The sequence below is a fragment of the Pseudomonas triclosanedens genome, from assembly GCF_026686735.1.
GTDB classification, from domain to species: Bacteria; Pseudomonadota; Gammaproteobacteria; order Pseudomonadales; family Pseudomonadaceae; genus Pseudomonas; species Pseudomonas triclosanedens.
This window is the reverse complement of record NZ_CP113432.1, coordinates 5,771,070-5,785,220: the sequence shown is the minus strand read 5'-3', so window position 1 is coordinate 5,785,220 and position 14,151 is coordinate 5,771,070. Positions and strand designations below refer to the sequence as shown.

Genomic DNA, 14,151 nt, shown 5'->3' with positions numbered 1-14,151 from the left:
GGGTCACAGCCTCTGTATGAGCGTTGCGGCAACCAGTCCAAGGTTGCCGGGAAGCGTCTGCCGGTATACGCCGGACTGGCTGATCAGCTGGAGCTTGCGATGCAGCGGCGCGCGGCGCGCGTTGCCGAAAAGCTCGAGGATGCGCTGATTTTCGCTGGTCAGGTGGTGGCGCAGATGGGAGATCGCATCCAGATTCACATCGTTCCAGTGTCGGAACGTTCCCTTGAGCATGCGTTGGAGGCGAACGAGTCGGTCCCTGACGCTCGAGTTTGAGCCTATCAGGTTATTTCCGTGCTGGCGGTAGCCGATCGACGGCTGTTCGTCGTAATGCACCTCGCCGCCACAACCGGTGACCACGATGTAGGCCCACCAGTCATGGGAGATGATCGGTACGTGTTGTGGTGTCAGGCACAGCAGCGCCGCGGTCCGCGCATTGAACAGCATGGTGTTGCCGCCAGCGATGCTTTGCACCAGGGCGTTGGCGAAGCTCGGCGCGCGACGGAACAGGGGGGAGTAGCCGATAGCCCGGCCTTCGGCGTCGATCAGGCGGGTGCGCGAGCAGTACAGGGCCGGGAGGTCCTCCTCCTGGCGCTGTGCCCACGAGAGGCCGCGCTCGAGCTTTTCCGGCTCCCAGAAGTCATCCTGGTCGCAGAAGGCGAAGAAGTCCGCGCGGCCGTTGGCGTGCTTGAGTGTAGCGAGGAAGTTGGCGGCGAAGCCCTGGCGCGGCCCTTTCAGGATGACCAGGCGTTCCTTGCCGAGCCTGCGTTGGTAGTCGTGGAGAATGGCGACGGTATCGTCCTGCGATCCGTCGTCCGAGGCATAGATGACCCAGTCCCGGCAGGTCTGCGCCGCCAGCGAGTCGAGTTGCTCGGGCAGGTAGGCAGCGCCGTTGTAGGTGGACAGTAATATCGCGACTGTCGATGTGGATTGATGCTGCACACGAGTTCGGACGCGAACCGTCGATGGACTATCCAAAGCGGCATCCCCTGTTTTTTTTAGTTATTCGTCGCTTCTATGGTTCAGGATAAGTGTCTGCCTCGGGGCTGGGCAAGTATGAGAAGGGGTGACCGGTCAGTCATGTGCGCTGATGGTTGAATTCCGGTCGGAAGCGGCTGGTTTCCCGGCAAATCTGTGTGAGATCGCTCGCAGTTTCCCTCAGAGCGATTTCACCAGTTCGGTGAAACGGGCCTTCACGGCGGTCTCCGAGAAGATCTTCCGGCAGCGCTCCAGGCCGCCCTGGCCGAGGGTGGCCAGGCGCTGTGGATCCTTCTGCAGGCTGGCGATGGCGTCGGCCAGTTGCCGGGCGTCGCCGGCCGGAATGGTGACGGCTGCTTCCTGGTCGGGCGCGACCCAATTGACCCCGGTGTCGAGCCAGCAATTGAGGATGGGGCGGGAGCAGGCCATCGCGTCGAGCTGGGCGATGCCGAAGGCTTCGGAGTAGTACACCGAGGGGAACAGGAAGAACTGTGCACCATTGATGAGGTGGTACTTGTCCACATCGCTGACGAAGGTATTGATGAAGTGCACGCGTTCGGGGAACTCCTCGGCGAGCTTCCAGAAGCGCAATTCTTCCGGCCCGATGCCGAACACCACCAGGTTGACCGGCTCCTTGCGCTCCATCAGCAGGCGGAAGGCCTGGTCCAGCGGCTCGGTGCCCTTGTAGCTGACCAGTCGACCGAAGAACACGCAGTAGCCTTCGCGCCGGAAATGCTCTGGCAACTGGAGCGTGCTTGGCTGCTCCAGGCAGCGGGCAACATGTTCCATATCGACGGAGTAGGGCAAGGCACCGATTTCACGGCGAATGCCGCCCAGCACTTCGGAATGTTCGCGCAGCGCCGGGCTGCCGGTGATCACCAGGTCGGCATTGCGCACGACGAAGCGATCGAACAGGTAGGTGATCTTCTTCAGGTAGCGCTGCCGATAGACGTCGCAGTGATAGCTGACGACGGTTTTGCCCTTTATCAGCCAGTGGGTGAGCCACAGGGCGAGGCTGGCGGAGGGGAATTGCAGGTTGATGTGGACGACGTCGGATTTCAGCGCCAGACGCAGAAAATGCCAGAAGAACGCGAAGCTCAGCGGCACCGACAGCAGGTTGCCCAGCGAGGCTGCGCGCAGGACGCGGATGCCGTCGATCATCTCCACCCGCGAACGAAGCATGCGAGTGTTTGCGCAGCACAGGACGGTGACGTCGTGACCGCTCTCCTGATACCAGTGGGCATACTGCTTGACTGCCGTCTCGATGCCGCCCGTGGAAGGGGCGTAGTACTTGTTGACCAGCAGAGTTCGCTTGATTGCCATTTGGTATCTCGGTGCCGCAGGAGGTTCGAAGCCCGAGGCGAGCGCTCGGGGCATGGTAATGTCGTTTCGGTCGGTGCACGCGGGTGTGGGTTACGAAAGGGTCAATGGTATTGCGCAATGACCTTTCGATAAACATCCAGGGTGTTGCCGCAACAGGCGTCCCAGGAGTATGTCTGGGCACGAAGGTGGCCCTGCGTGACGCGTTGCGCGGTCAGGTCGGGGTTCTCGACCGTTGCGAGCATCGCCGCGGCGATATCCGAGTCGTCCAGCGGATTGACCAGCAGTGCCGCCTCCCCCGCGACTTCGGGCAGCGAGGTCGTGTTGGAGGTGATGACCGGGCAACGTGCGGCGAAGGCTTCGATCACTGGCAGGCCGAAGCCTTCATAGAGCGAGGGGAATACCATCGCACCGGCGCTTTGCAGCAGCGCCAGGACGTCAGCCTGCGGCAGGTAGTCGAGCCAGCGGCCATCGCCACGGGACTCCAGCGCCTGGAGCTCCGGCAGCAGCTCGTCCACTCCCCAGCCGACGCGGCCGACTACCACCAGTGGGTGCGCCTTGCGCACGTCTTCGGGCAGCGAGCGATGCGCAGCCAGCACGCGGCCGAGGTTTTTCCGCGGCTGCAGGGTGCCGATGCAGAGGAAGAAACCAGGCCGTAGGCTGCACTTGTCCAGGACTTTCTGGCGCTGCTGGCCGTCGATGCGCTGAAAGTACGCCGGCTCGACGCCCAGCGGAGTGACCGAGATGTCGTCGGCTGCGATGCCCAGGTGCTCGATCAGGTCGCGCTTGCTGTACTCGGAGATGGTGATGATGTGTGCTGCACTGCGCACGGTCTTGCCGAAGAGCCAGTTCTTCGCCTGGCGCAAGGTCGGTGAGGCCCATTCCGGGTGGAGCATCGGGATGAGGTCCATCACGTTGGCGACGACGGGGACATCCTTGAGCTGGGGAATGTGGTGGTCGGTAGCGTGGAACAGGTCGACCTGGCGAGCGATATTCGCCGAAATCCGCCGGGATGCGCCAAGCAGCGCGGCGCGCAGTGCGTAGGCGGAGAAGTGTCCGGCGACAGACTGGGGCCGCCCGCACTCCAGTTCCGGTAGCTCACGACCGAAGGCGAAGGGCGTGAAGCTGAGGCCCGAGTTCGCCATCGCGGCGCGTTGCTGCATGCCACGCCACAGTGCCTGGGTATAAACGCCGATGCCATCCAGATGGCCAGCCTTGGCGCCCTTGGCCCACACCGTGGTGCCGAGTCCGATTCGCATGAAGTGTTCCAGTTTCAGTTGGCGCGGGCTGCTTGCAGCATGTCTTCCAGGGTTTGCTGAAGATCCTGGCGGGGAGCGAAGCCCGTGGCGGCCTGCAGGCGTCGGTTATCGCCGCGCAGTACGGGGATTTCGTTGGCTCGAACGAATGCAGGGTTGACCTCGACCTTGATCCGGTAGCCGGCGATGTCTTCCATCTGCGAGATGATCTCGCGCAGGGCAATGGCGCGGCCGGAGCAGATGTTGACCCGTTCTCCGCGCACATCGGATTCGAGCAGGCGGGCATATGCCTCAACGACATCCCGTACGTCGGAGAAGTCGCGGCTTACGTCCAGGTTGCCCAGTTCGATGGTGGCTTCGTTGCGGGCGAAGTGCCCGACGATCTTGGGGATCAGGAAGCGCTCGTCCTGGCCGGGGCCGGTGTAGTTGAACGGCCGGGCCATGACGATCGGCAGGCGCTCGAACCAGGTTGCAACCATGTGTTCCATCGCCAGCTTGCTGCAGGCGTAGTGGTTGACCGGGGCCGGGCAGACATCCTCGTTGATCACTTCTATGCCGGGAGTGCCATAGATGTTGGCGCTGCTGGCGACAAGGATGCGTTGCGGAGCTTTCTTCTGCTCGGCGAGGGCGGCCAGCAGGTTAAGCGTGCCGAAGACGTTCACGCGGTAGAACGCTTCCTGGTCGGTGTGGCCGACGAAGGCCAGCGCCGCCAGGTGGACTACCCAGTCGGGCTGGGTCTTGTCGACGGCGGCCCTTACGGCCGCGGCGTCGGTCAGATCGCATGCCAGGGTTTCATCGGCATTGGTTGGTTCGCTGCCGAGGCCGGCTACAGTGAATCCGCGCTTTTTCAGCACGTCGATCATGTAGCGTCCGGTGAAACCCGAAGCGCCTGTTACCAGAGCGGTTGGCATGCAGAATCCCCTTAGAACGAGAAGCCTTGTTCGTTACGGCGTAGATCCGCTTCGACCATCATGCGGCACAGCTGTTCCAGGGACGTGGTGGGCTCCCAGCCCAGGTCGCGCTTGGCCTTCTCGGGGCTGCCGATCAGCAGGTCGACTTCGGCCGGGCGGTAGAACTTCGGATTGATCGAAACCACGACCTTGCCGGTTGCGGCATCGATACCTTGCTCGGCTTCGGCCTCGCCCTTCCAGTTCAGGTCGATATCCACGGCCTTGAATGCCATGTTGACGAAGTCGCGCACGGTTTCGGTGCGGTTGGTGGCCAGTACGTAGGTGTCCGGCTTGTCAGCCTGCAGCATGCGCCACATGCCTTCTACGTATTCCTTGGCGAAGCCCCAGTCGCGCTTGGCGTCGAGGTTGCCCAGCTCCAGCAGGTCCTGCTTGCCCAGTTTGATCTTGGCGACGGTGTCGGTGATCTTGCGGGTCACGAACTCGCGGCCGCGCAGCGGCGACTCGTGGTTGAAGAGGATGCCGCTGGAACCAAAGATGTCATAGGACTCGCGATAGTTAACGGTCATCCAGTGGGCATACAGCTTTGCGACACCGTAGGGGCTGCGCGGGTAGAACGGGGTGTCTTCGGTCTGCGGGATGGCCTGCACCTTGCCGAACATCTCGGAGGTCGACGCCTGGTAGAAGCGGACCTTCGGGTTGACGATGCGGATGGCTTCCAGCAGGTTCACGGCACCGATGCCGGTGATCTCGGCGGTGGTCAGCGGCTGCTCGAACGACACGCCGACGAAGCTCTGGGCGGCGAGGTTGTAGACCTCGGTGGCTTCGGTGGTCTGCAGCAGGCGGATGCTGGCGGACAGATCGGTGAGGTCGTACTCGACGAGATGCAGGTTCGGATGCTTCTCGATACCCAGCTCCTCGATACGCCAGAAATTCACCGAGCTGGTGCGGCGGTAGGTGCCGTAGACGGTGTAACCCTTTTCCAGCAGCAGCTGAGCGAGGTAGGCGCCGTCCTGGCCCGAGATTCCGGTAACAATCGCTTATATGGACTCTCCCCACAAGTAGTGAGCAAAGCTTTTCTTTTGCACTTGTCGTCAGCGCGGTTGCATTCGTATATCCGGCCTGTTTTGGGCTCTACCGCCCTGGCCATTCTGTAGTTCGCGCAGCGGGGGCCAAGCGTTCAATCGATCACGAAGATCATGATTGTTATCGGCCTTATTCCGCTGCAGGACTCGCCTGTTCCGACAGTGCTGCTACTCACCACAACCACAAGAAAACCATCACGCCTTCTTGATTACCTCCGCCGTCAGGCGGGCTTTACGCTTTGCCAGTCACCACTAAATCGCCGCTCATGACACCACACCGCCCAGCAAATCCTAACCAGCTTGTTGGCCAAGGCCACGGCCGCTTTGTTGTGGCCAACACGTGCCGCCGTCTCGACGGCCCAGCGCTGTAACTGGGTCAGTTTCTCGGGTGTCCGGGCCTGACAGCGCTGCGCTGCCAACAAGGCCGCGCGCGAGCCGTGGATCAACAGGGTGCGCACGTATACATTGCCTTGCCGGCTAATGTGGCCCAGTTTGCGCCGCTCACCACTGCTGAACTCTCGCGGCGTCATGCCCAGCCAAGCGCTGAGCTGGCGACCATTGGCAAAGCGCTCGGGCTTGCCGACTGCGGTTTTCAGGGCGCTGGCGGTCAACAGGCCAATACCGCTGACTTCATCGAGTTTGCGCACGACTTCATCGTCGGCATGCCAGCGTTTGAGTTGCTGCTCGCACTCGACCATGCACTGTTCGTGCAGGTTTATTTCCGCCAGGACGATATGCAGTTGATGGCTCAAGGGCGCGATTTCTGGGCGCTCAACTAACTCATGGGCGGCACGGATAAAAGCGGCGGTAGAGGCTGGAGCTTCGATGCCCGCTTCGCGCAGGATGCCGCGCAGTAGGTTGATCCGCTGAGTACGGCTTTTCTTCCAGGTTTCGCGCAGCCCATGCAGTTGCTGCACCTGTTGCTGCTCATGGGTTTTCACAGGCACGGGATGGATATCCTTGCAGCGCGCGGCTTCTAGCATCGCATCGCAGTCGTTGCGGTCGGTCTTGTTGCGGCGGCGATACGGGCGCACATAGCGCGGGTGGATCAGCTTTACCGAATGGCCCAGTGCCTGCGCCACGCGCCCCCAGTAATGGGCCGTACCGCAGGCCTCCATCACCCACTCGACCGGCTCGGCTTGCTCCTGTATATATCGCCTAAACGCCTCTCGGTTCAGCCGCTTGCGCTGCACCACTTGGCCGGAACGGACACTCTCGGCAACTTGGTAAACGGACTTGGCCAGATCAACCGCAATTCGCTTCATCACAACACTCCCAATTTCAGCCACCACCGTTCTCGGTATAGAACTGTGGCGCAGGGAGAGTCCATTACAGCATTCATGGTGTTCCTTCTAGTCCTTCGCAAGGATCGCAAAAAATGTGGCGGCCGCAGGGCATTCTCAGCCGAAAGCCTAGTGGCCATCTTACAACTGCGGTGCGTTGGGTACGCAGACCGCGAGTCGGGTGGTTCAGCGGAGGTGCGTTTCTGCGGTCGGGCTCTTTTCACTGACCTCGCCAGAGGGGCTCAGTGATGCGGCCGCGGTGAGTATCTCCGATGCGGTGACGCTCCACGGCTTAGCCTTGTAACTGTCTGCGATCAGCTGTTCGCGCCGCCGGATTTCATTCGGATTGGCGAAGTAGTAACCCAGGCGATCCTCCCAGGCCGGTATATCCCAGGGGTCGACGTAGTCGACCAGTTCGCCCCCCACTTCGGGTATCGAGGCGGCGTTGGAGGCGAGGCAGAACTTGCCATATGCGAGGCTTTCCGCTACTGGCAGCCCCCATCCTTCGTAAAGCGATGGATAGACAGTGAACAGGGCGTTCTTGTAGAGCGAGGCGAGTTCTGCGTCGTTCACGTGGCCTCGAATCTCGATCAGACCCTGAGTACGTGGATCGAGCTTCAGGTCAGCTAGCAGACCATCGATTCCCCAGCCGTGCATGCCAACGAAAATCAGCTTGGGGAGGTTCTTCTCGCCGCGATCCAATAGTCGTGTGTAGGCTCGGTAGAGTGTCTCGTGGTTCTTGCGTCGCTCGATTGTCGATACATAGAGGATGTACGGGACGCCGATGGTGTCTTCCGGCGCCTCAAGCGCCGGCGGTAGCTCCGAACCGTGATTGATCACCACGGTCTTTGGAATCGGTGTGCCGAGAGTGTCGAGCATGCTCAGCAGGTCTCTCTCAGAGCAGCGAGAGACGCAGACGATCTTGTCGGCATTCCAGGCGACGTTGGCGAAATAGCGCGAGAACATCGCCGAAACGCTTTCCACGCAAAGATGGGGAAGCTTCACCGGGATTACGTCGTGGCAGCACAGCAGGATCTTCAGATCCAGCTTTCGCTTGAGCGCGTGTAGATAGGCCAGATCCTTGTCGTCCCAGTCCAGCCCGAGCGAGATATAGATATCCGAACGGGCGAACGGTGGGGTGCCACGAGCCGAGTTGGTTTGCTGCGGGGGCTGAGTGGGCGCGGCCTGTACCGGGCGAAGCAACTGCTTGATGGCGCTCTTGATGTGGCGCATCCCCTGCAGCAGTTCCTGGAAGTGGTGCCGACGGTTACGCAGAATCAGGAAGAGGCGTGCCCGGGGTTGTTCAGGCAGCCAGCAGAGCAGTTTGCGGAGTAGCTGCTTGAGGCGCTCTTCCGTGGATAACCTGGGTTTCACGAAGTGCACAGGAACGCTGGGACTCGCATCCGCAGATGGTTTGCCGAGGCTGTCCAGGCAGGATTTGACCTGGTCCGCACCGATTTCCCGATAGCCGTTCAGCTGATCGAAGGCGCAGAAGCGCACTGGATGTTCGGTATGCGTCAGAGCGTAGCGTACGCACTCGGCTTCAACGCGCACGATGCCAACGGCAGGACGTTTCCAGGCCAGCAGGGTGGTGATATCAATCCAGATGGTATTCATTGGTGATGCTCTGGAGCTTTCTGCGATGGGTTGCGGGACTCGCTCGTGGGCGCAGACTGATTTGCCAGTTCATGAGCCTTGTCGAAGATCGAGCGAGCGGTGTCACTCCAGGACGGTGCCACGTACCGGGTAGCGATGACCTGCTCTTTGCGAGCCAGCTCTTCGGGATGGCGTGCATAGAAGAGAATCCGCTCGGCCCAGGCCGGTACGCTGAGTGGGTCGAGGTATTCAACAAACTCGCCGCCAACTTCGGGCAGGGAGGCCGCATCGGACGACAGGCAGAATTTCCCGTGGGCAAGGCTCTCGGCAACCGGCAAGCCCCATCCCTCGTACAGAGAGGGATAGACGGTGAACAGTGCATTGCCATACAGCCCGTTCAGCTCCTCGTCGGTCACGTTGGTGCGCATCTCGATATGCCCCTTGATGCGCTCGTCCAGGCGCAGGTCATTGAGCAGCTCGCTGATACCCCAGCCGCTCATACCGACGAAGACCATCAGCGGCAAGTCGGTCACACCGGCGTCGAGCAAGCGTGTATAGGCCCGGTAGAGCACTTCGTGGTTCTTGCGTCGCTCGATGGTCGAGACGAACAGGATGTACGGGCGGTCGATCTCTGGCTGCTTTTTCACCGGGCGAGGAAGATCGGAGCCCAGGGTAATCACCGATGTTTCGGGTACTGGCGCGCCGAGAGTGTCCAGCAGGCCCAGCAGGTCCCGTTCCGAGCAGCGGGAAATACACACCACCTTGTCGGCTGCCTCGGCCAGATTCGAAAAGTAGTTCGAGAAGAACGGCGCAACATCGCCTGCGCAGAGTTGCGGCGCTTTGACCGGAATAACGTCGTAGCAGCACAGGAGCACCCGAAGTCCAAGCTTGCGCTTGAGTTGGCGCAGTTGCGGCAGGTCCTTGTCATTCCAATCCAGGCCGAGAGAAATGTAGACGTCTCCAGCCTTGAAGGGCGGTTCTGCTCTTGCCAGAGCCGTGACTGGCTGCACGATGGCCTGTTGGGGGGCAGGTTGGGCTCGCCGCCGGATAAGGCTGAGAGCCAGGGACTGCAGCGCGTGCTTGATCAGACGCAGGCCGTGGATCATCTCGAGAATGCCGGCTTTGCGGGACATGGCGAAATGCAGCAGGCGCGAGGAGTAACGTGACGGCAGGCGACTGCAGAGCCGAAGAGTCAGTTGTTTCAGTCGTTCGACCAAGGGTGCTTTCTGCGGGGCGCTCGCTGGCGAACCCGGCGTCTGGGGGGAGTTTGGTTTCGCGTGCTCTACGCCGTCGATTCTCTCGAGCGCTCCCTTCAGGTCAGCGGCAGCGATCTCGAAGAACCCGGTATCCCGGTTGAAGGCGCAGAAGCGGATGGGCAGATTGCCGGCTTTCCCTGACAGTGCGCTCTTGGCGCACTCTGCTTCGACCCTGACTACGCCAACGGCGGGGCGCTGCCAGGACAGGGTTGTGGTGACATCAAGCCAGATGGTGCTCATGCGATACTGCTCTTGTTCAACAGCTTTTCAGCTTCCTTGGGAATGTTCGCCAGGGTTTGAGACCAAAGCAGGGCCTTCCTGCTTCCGCTACCTGCCTCTGTGGTACCTCCGTGGTTTTCGCCCAGGAGTTTGCGCATGGCATGCTGGAAGTCCTTGGGACTGCGGGCGACGTTGATCTGCGGCAGATCGAGGTAGTCTTCGAAGCCCCGGAAGGCGGTTTCCGATCCAACGACATGCTTGCCGGAGTAGATCGCCTCAGCAGTCTTGATATTCGAGCCACCACCATGAGGGATGGGCAACAGGAAAGCGTGCGCGAGGCTTTTGACCGCGGCCAGGTCTTCGTCTGACAGGACGTAGAGGAACTGCATCCGGGAAAGATTCAACGAATGCCAGCGCGTCTTGGACAGCTCCCGATAAAGGTGCTCGCAGACGCTGCCGGCTACTACCAGTCGGCTGTCCGGTGGTATGCAGCCCAGCGTATCGCCCACACAGGAAACGAAGCCTGTGAAGTTTGGCGGATGGGCGCTGGCAACATAGAGAATCCACGGGGCATCGGGCAACTTCTGCTTCCAGTTCTCGAGGTCTCTGTCATCAGCCTGCCAGTGGGCTATGCCGTTGGCTGCGAGCATCGCGTTCTTCGCGCCCCAGGAGCGTATGACTGCCAGGTCGCTCTGGGTAACGGCGAGAGATATGTCGGCCTCCTGGGTGGCCTGTCGCTCGAGCTTCAGAACATCCTGCAACGCGTCTTCCGCGTCGACGATCTTATAGCTCTGGAAGATGTCGCGCTTGAGTGGCTCTTCGATATTCTGCGATCCGTAGATCAGCAGGCAGTGGCTGTACTGCGGCATTGCCCGGATCTTCTTTGCCAGCGGCCACAGCCAGGGCTGCTCGACATGAATGACGTCCAGGCGCTCCGGAAGTTTGTTGCGGATCTGCGGGAAGCCACCATCCTCGGCGCACGCAAAGGCCCCCGAGAGCAGGTCGGTGATCATCGGGATGGATCGATTGCCCTGGTAGAAGCGGTAGGGCGAATCGAAGTTGAATGGGACATCACAAGATTGGACCAGATCGGGGTTGTGGCTTTCCGATTCATACACAGCGATGCTGACCAGTTGCCAGCCAGCGTCGCGATAGGCGCGTGCGATGCTGTCCAGACGGATCTGGCCGCCGTGGCGGGGAACCTTGAATGGGTAGGTACTGAGCAGGAGGGCTGTTTTCTTCATGAAATGAATCTCCCGTCAGTTACGTTGGCCGAGCAGGTTCTTGAAAGCTCGCAGGGGACGCGTGACTCGCCAGGACGTAGAGCTGACCAGCGCCTGGATCTGCTCCGAAAGAGCCTGGCGCTGGGAGGATAGGGTCGCTCGCTCCTGTTCGCAGCTCTTGAGGTCGGCCCTGCTCTGTTCCAACTGGGCATTGAGGATGTTGATCCTTTCCGAGCTCAGGCTGATCGCCTGATTGAGCTTGACGACCTCTTCCTGAGAGCTGGCGGCGTGTGCCTGTTCCTCGACGAGGTCATGACGGACGAAATTATCGAAGACGTTGGGCGGATACTTGAATGCGGCCGTCAACTCGAGGTGGTTGTCGGCGACGTAGAAGCGGTTGAGTCCGTCCGCATACACGAAGTGGTAGCCGGCTTTCAGAATCAGGGGCTCCCAGCTGGCGTGCGATTCGACCTGGCTCATCGGGAACGTTGCTTCGATCACCAGAATCCAGGGGCGGAAGCGTTCCCAGTCATTGCCACGGATGACGTTTTCTTCGAGGCCCTCGACATCGATCTTGAGGAAATGGATATCCCGGCCAGGAGCGTGCTCCTCGAGAATTTCCGCAAGCGTACGAACCCGCACCTTGATCGGCTCCACGGTCCAGCCTTTGTCGGCGTGATGGTCCGCCACGCCCTGGTCCATCGATGTCAGGCCGGTGCTTGGGACGATGTAGATCTCCTGCTCGCCGGAGGAGTCGGATACGGCGTCGGTCACCAGAATGTCGCGAGGGCGGTTTACCTGGTACGGCACGGCGAAGTCCGGATTCGGCTCGATATTGATGCCTGACCAGCCCGCGTTGTAGAAGGCCTTGGTCACGGAATCCAGATCCGGCGAGAACGCCCCGACATCCACATAGAATCCATTCTGAATGTGCTTCAGGGCGCGCCACAGCATGACGTCCTCGAAGTTCTGGGCGAAAGATACGAACTTCATATTTGGGAAATCTCGATACTTGGGTCCAGCCAGGAGCAGCCAGCGAAAGCTTCTTTGTTGATGTTGACTATGTTGAAGACCAGAGCCAGGTCTCTCCATTCGTAGTTGTTCACCAGATGCGTATCCGTGCTGACCAGTGCTGTCTGCACCGAATAGCTGCCCTGGCCCAGGTTGGCCGGGAAGTTGATGTCGAACTGGTAGGTGGCGCCTGTTTCGGGATGCTCGATGACCTGGTTCTTCAAGTCAGTATTGGTGCCGTACATGACTTGTCCGAGCCTGTCCTTGATCCCGTAGCCCAGCACCAGCCGCTCCAGGCGCTGGTGGACCTTGGCACGAACGCGCAGTGTTACTCGCTGGCCGACGTCCACGAATTCAATAGGCTGGCCCTGTTCGTTCAGCAGTTCGATGTGCTCTACGGTCGCTTCGCCGGTGCCGGAAATGGTCTGGATCCGGCCGTTTTCGGTGACGTCCTGGCGAAGCTGCTGATTCTGACGATCAGCAAGCATCGCATTGTAATAGTCCATCACCGACTCCGGGTCTCCCTCAAGGGCGATGGAGCCTTTGCTCAGCAGGATCGCGCGGTCGCAGATGCTCTGGATGGCCTGCTTGTCGTGCGAAACCAGCAGCAGGGTAGTGCCTGACTTCCGGAATTCGCGGATACGTTCGAAGCTCTTGTGCTGGAAGTAGGCGTCGCCGACCGAGAGTGCCTCGTCGACGATGAGTATGTCCGGGCGGATCGCGGTGGCGACCGCAAAGGCCAGGCGCACCTGCATGCCGCTGGAGTAGACCCGTACCGGCTGGTCGATGTATTCGCCGATCTCGGCGAAGTCCTCGATGGAGGGCATCAGCTCGGTGATCTGCTCGTTGCTCAGCCCCAGAAGCTGGCCTGCCATGTAGACGTTCTGGCGGCCAGTGAACTCCGGATGGAAGCCCATGCCGAGTTCCAGCATTGCCGCGACCCTGCCGGTCATGCGGACTTCGCCGGTCGTGCAATGCGCCGTCCCGGTGATGAGCTTGAGCAATGTGCTCTTGCCGGCACCGTTGATGCCGATGATGCCGACGGCTTCGCCCGGGTTCACCGAGAAATTGATGTCCTGCAGGATCCACTTCAGCGTGTGATGAGGCTTCGAGGTAGGGGAGAGCCACTCTTTCAGGCGGTCGAAGCGCGAGTGATATTGCTTGTACGCCTTGCCCAGGCCCTTGACTTGGATGCTGCCCATCAGAGCTCGTCCACCATGTCTGCGGAGTGTTTACGGAACAGGTAAAGCCCGAGCGCGAGCGCAGCGACGCTGATGGCGGCAACAGGCCAAAGGGTGTGCCATTCAGGCCATTGATGCTGGACCAGAACCGCCTGGTAGGCGATTACGATGTCCGCCATCGGATTCATCAGCATGTAGCTGTGCGCCCATGCGGGGATGATCGCCAGGGGGTAGACGATTGGGGTGAACCAGAACCAGAACTGCAAAAAGATTCCCATGAACTGACCGACGTCGCGGAAGAAGACGTTCAGTACGCCAAGAACCATGCCCAGACCCAGCGCGAAAGCAGTCTGCAGGATGAGTAACGGGATCACCGCTACGAACTCGATACCGGGGAAGCTGTTTGTAACGACCAGGAACAGCAGGAAGATCGAGAAAATGATCGCGAAATTCAGCAGGGCTGACAGTGTGATGATGACCGGCAGGCAGATCCTCGGGAAGCTGAGCTTCTTCATCATGTTGGCGTTTTCGATGAACACGCCTTGGGCCCGGCCGATCATCTCCGCAAACAGGCCCCAGGTCAGGCTGCCGGCGCAGAGATAGATGCTGTAGGCGTAGGCGTTGTCCACGCCCGGCAGCTTGGCCCGCATGATCTGCGAGAAGACCAGCGTGTAGATCAGGATCATGGCCAGCGGTTGCAGGATTAGCCAGAGCGCGCCGAGCATGCTGCGGCGATAGCGGGACTGAAACTCTCGCTTGATGCTTCCCAGAATGAAACTGCGGTAGAGATAGATGGCTTTCAGGTTTGAAAACATTGCTATACCAGGAGCTCTACCCA

At 60.5% G+C, this 14,151-nt stretch carries 12 protein-coding genes; all 12 read right to left on the bottom strand.

Annotated elements, in window-relative coordinates; translation table 11 throughout:
• Positions 1–3: 3 nt before the first annotated feature.
• The 12 genes from OU419_RS26790 to OU419_RS26735 all read right to left on the bottom strand — a co-directional run bounded on the left by OU419_RS26790 (position 4) and on the right by OU419_RS26735 (position 14,128).
• Complete coding sequence (locus OU419_RS26790) at positions 4–939, bottom strand: glycosyltransferase family 2 protein (protein WP_254475162.1); 936 nt, start codon at positions 937–939, stop codon at positions 4–6.
• A 216-nt stretch (positions 940–1,155) separates the two neighbouring features.
• A complete protein-coding gene (locus tag OU419_RS26785) occupies positions 1,156–2,298 on the bottom strand; it encodes a glycosyltransferase (RefSeq protein WP_254475160.1) in 1,143 nt (380 codons plus the stop codon).
• Positions 2,299–2,399: 101 nt separating this feature from the next.
• The gene (locus OU419_RS26780) at positions 2,400–3,554 is read right to left on the bottom strand and encodes a glycosyltransferase family 4 protein (protein WP_254475151.1); all 1,155 of its coding nucleotides are present in this window, start codon (positions 3,552–3,554) and stop codon (positions 2,400–2,402) included.
• A 14-nt stretch (positions 3,555–3,568) separates the two neighbouring features.
• Positions 3,569–4,462, bottom strand: a complete 894-nt coding sequence (locus OU419_RS26775; protein ID WP_254475149.1) for a GDP-mannose 4,6-dehydratase — start codon at positions 4,460–4,462, stop codon at positions 3,569–3,571.
• A gap of 11 nt (positions 4,463–4,473) precedes the next feature.
• Complete coding sequence (gmd, locus tag OU419_RS26770; protein WP_254475307.1) at positions 4,474–5,496, bottom strand: GDP-mannose 4,6-dehydratase; 1,023 nt, start codon at positions 5,494–5,496, stop codon at positions 4,474–4,476.
• Positions 5,497–5,765: 269 nt separating this feature from the next.
• Positions 5,766–6,809, bottom strand: a complete 1,044-nt coding sequence (locus OU419_RS26765; RefSeq protein WP_076611547.1) for an IS110-like element ISPpu24 family transposase — start codon at positions 6,807–6,809, stop codon at positions 5,766–5,768.
• A 204-nt stretch (positions 6,810–7,013) separates the two neighbouring features.
• Positions 7,014–8,444, bottom strand: coding sequence for a glycosyltransferase family 4 protein (locus OU419_RS26760; RefSeq protein ID WP_254476793.1), 1,431 nt, complete (start codon positions 8,442–8,444; stop codon positions 7,014–7,016).
• A complete protein-coding gene (locus OU419_RS26755) occupies positions 8,441–9,919 on the bottom strand; it encodes a glycosyltransferase family 4 protein (RefSeq protein ID WP_254476792.1) in 1,479 nt (492 codons plus the stop codon). The genes OU419_RS26760 and OU419_RS26755 overlap by 4 nt, the downstream gene beginning before the upstream one ends.
• Positions 9,916–11,142, bottom strand: a complete 1,227-nt coding sequence (locus OU419_RS26750; protein WP_254476791.1) for a glycosyltransferase family protein — start codon at positions 11,140–11,142, stop codon at positions 9,916–9,918. Before OU419_RS26750 ends, OU419_RS26755 begins: the two co-directional genes overlap by 4 nt.
• A gap of 15 nt (positions 11,143–11,157) precedes the next feature.
• On the bottom strand, positions 11,158–12,114 hold the full coding sequence (locus OU419_RS26745; RefSeq protein WP_254476790.1) for an FkbM family methyltransferase: 957 nt from the start codon (positions 12,112–12,114) through the stop codon (positions 11,158–11,160).
• Positions 12,111–13,334: an ABC transporter ATP-binding protein gene (locus tag OU419_RS26740; RefSeq protein WP_254476789.1), complete on the bottom strand. Its 1,224-nt coding sequence runs from the start codon at positions 13,332–13,334 to the stop codon at positions 12,111–12,113. The genes OU419_RS26745 and OU419_RS26740 overlap by 4 nt, the downstream gene beginning before the upstream one ends.
• A complete protein-coding gene (locus OU419_RS26735) occupies positions 13,334–14,128 on the bottom strand; it encodes an ABC transporter permease (protein ID WP_254476788.1) in 795 nt (264 codons plus the stop codon). Before OU419_RS26735 ends, OU419_RS26740 begins: the two co-directional genes overlap by 1 nt.
• Between the last annotated feature and the right edge of the window lie 23 nt (positions 14,129–14,151).

What these genes read in the sequence shown, in the direction of transcription:
- OU419_RS26745 (WP_254476790.1), bottom strand. Translation starts at nt 12,114, where the DNA reads ATGAAGTTCGTATCTTTCGCCCAGAACTTCGAGGACGTCATGCTGTGG.
- OU419_RS26780 (WP_254475151.1), bottom strand. Translation starts at nt 3,554, where the DNA reads ATGCGAATCGGACTCGGCACCACGGTGTGGGCCAAGGGCGCCAAGGCT.
- OU419_RS26775 (WP_254475149.1), bottom strand. Translation starts at nt 4,462, where the DNA reads ATGCCAACCGCTCTGGTAACAGGCGCTTCGGGTTTCACCGGACGCTAC.
- OU419_RS26785 (WP_254475160.1), bottom strand. Translation starts at nt 2,298, where the DNA reads ATGGCAATCAAGCGAACTCTGCTGGTCAACAAGTACTACGCCCCTTCC.
- OU419_RS26760 (WP_254476793.1), bottom strand. Translation starts at nt 8,444, where the DNA reads ATGAATACCATCTGGATTGATATCACCACCCTGCTGGCCTGGAAACGT.
- OU419_RS26765 (WP_076611547.1), bottom strand. Translation starts at nt 6,809, where the DNA reads ATGAAGCGAATTGCGGTTGATCTGGCCAAGTCCGTTTACCAAGTTGCC.
- OU419_RS26750 (WP_254476791.1), bottom strand. Translation starts at nt 11,142, where the DNA reads ATGAAGAAAACAGCCCTCCTGCTCAGTACCTACCCATTCAAGGTTCCC.
- OU419_RS26740 (WP_254476789.1), bottom strand. Translation starts at nt 13,334, where the DNA reads ATGGGCAGCATCCAAGTCAAGGGCCTGGGCAAGGCGTACAAGCAATAT.
- OU419_RS26735 (WP_254476788.1), bottom strand. Translation starts at nt 14,128, where the DNA reads ATGTTTTCAAACCTGAAAGCCATCTATCTCTACCGCAGTTTCATTCTG.
- OU419_RS26755 (WP_254476792.1), bottom strand. Translation starts at nt 9,919, where the DNA reads ATGAGCACCATCTGGCTTGATGTCACCACAACCCTGTCCTGGCAGCGC.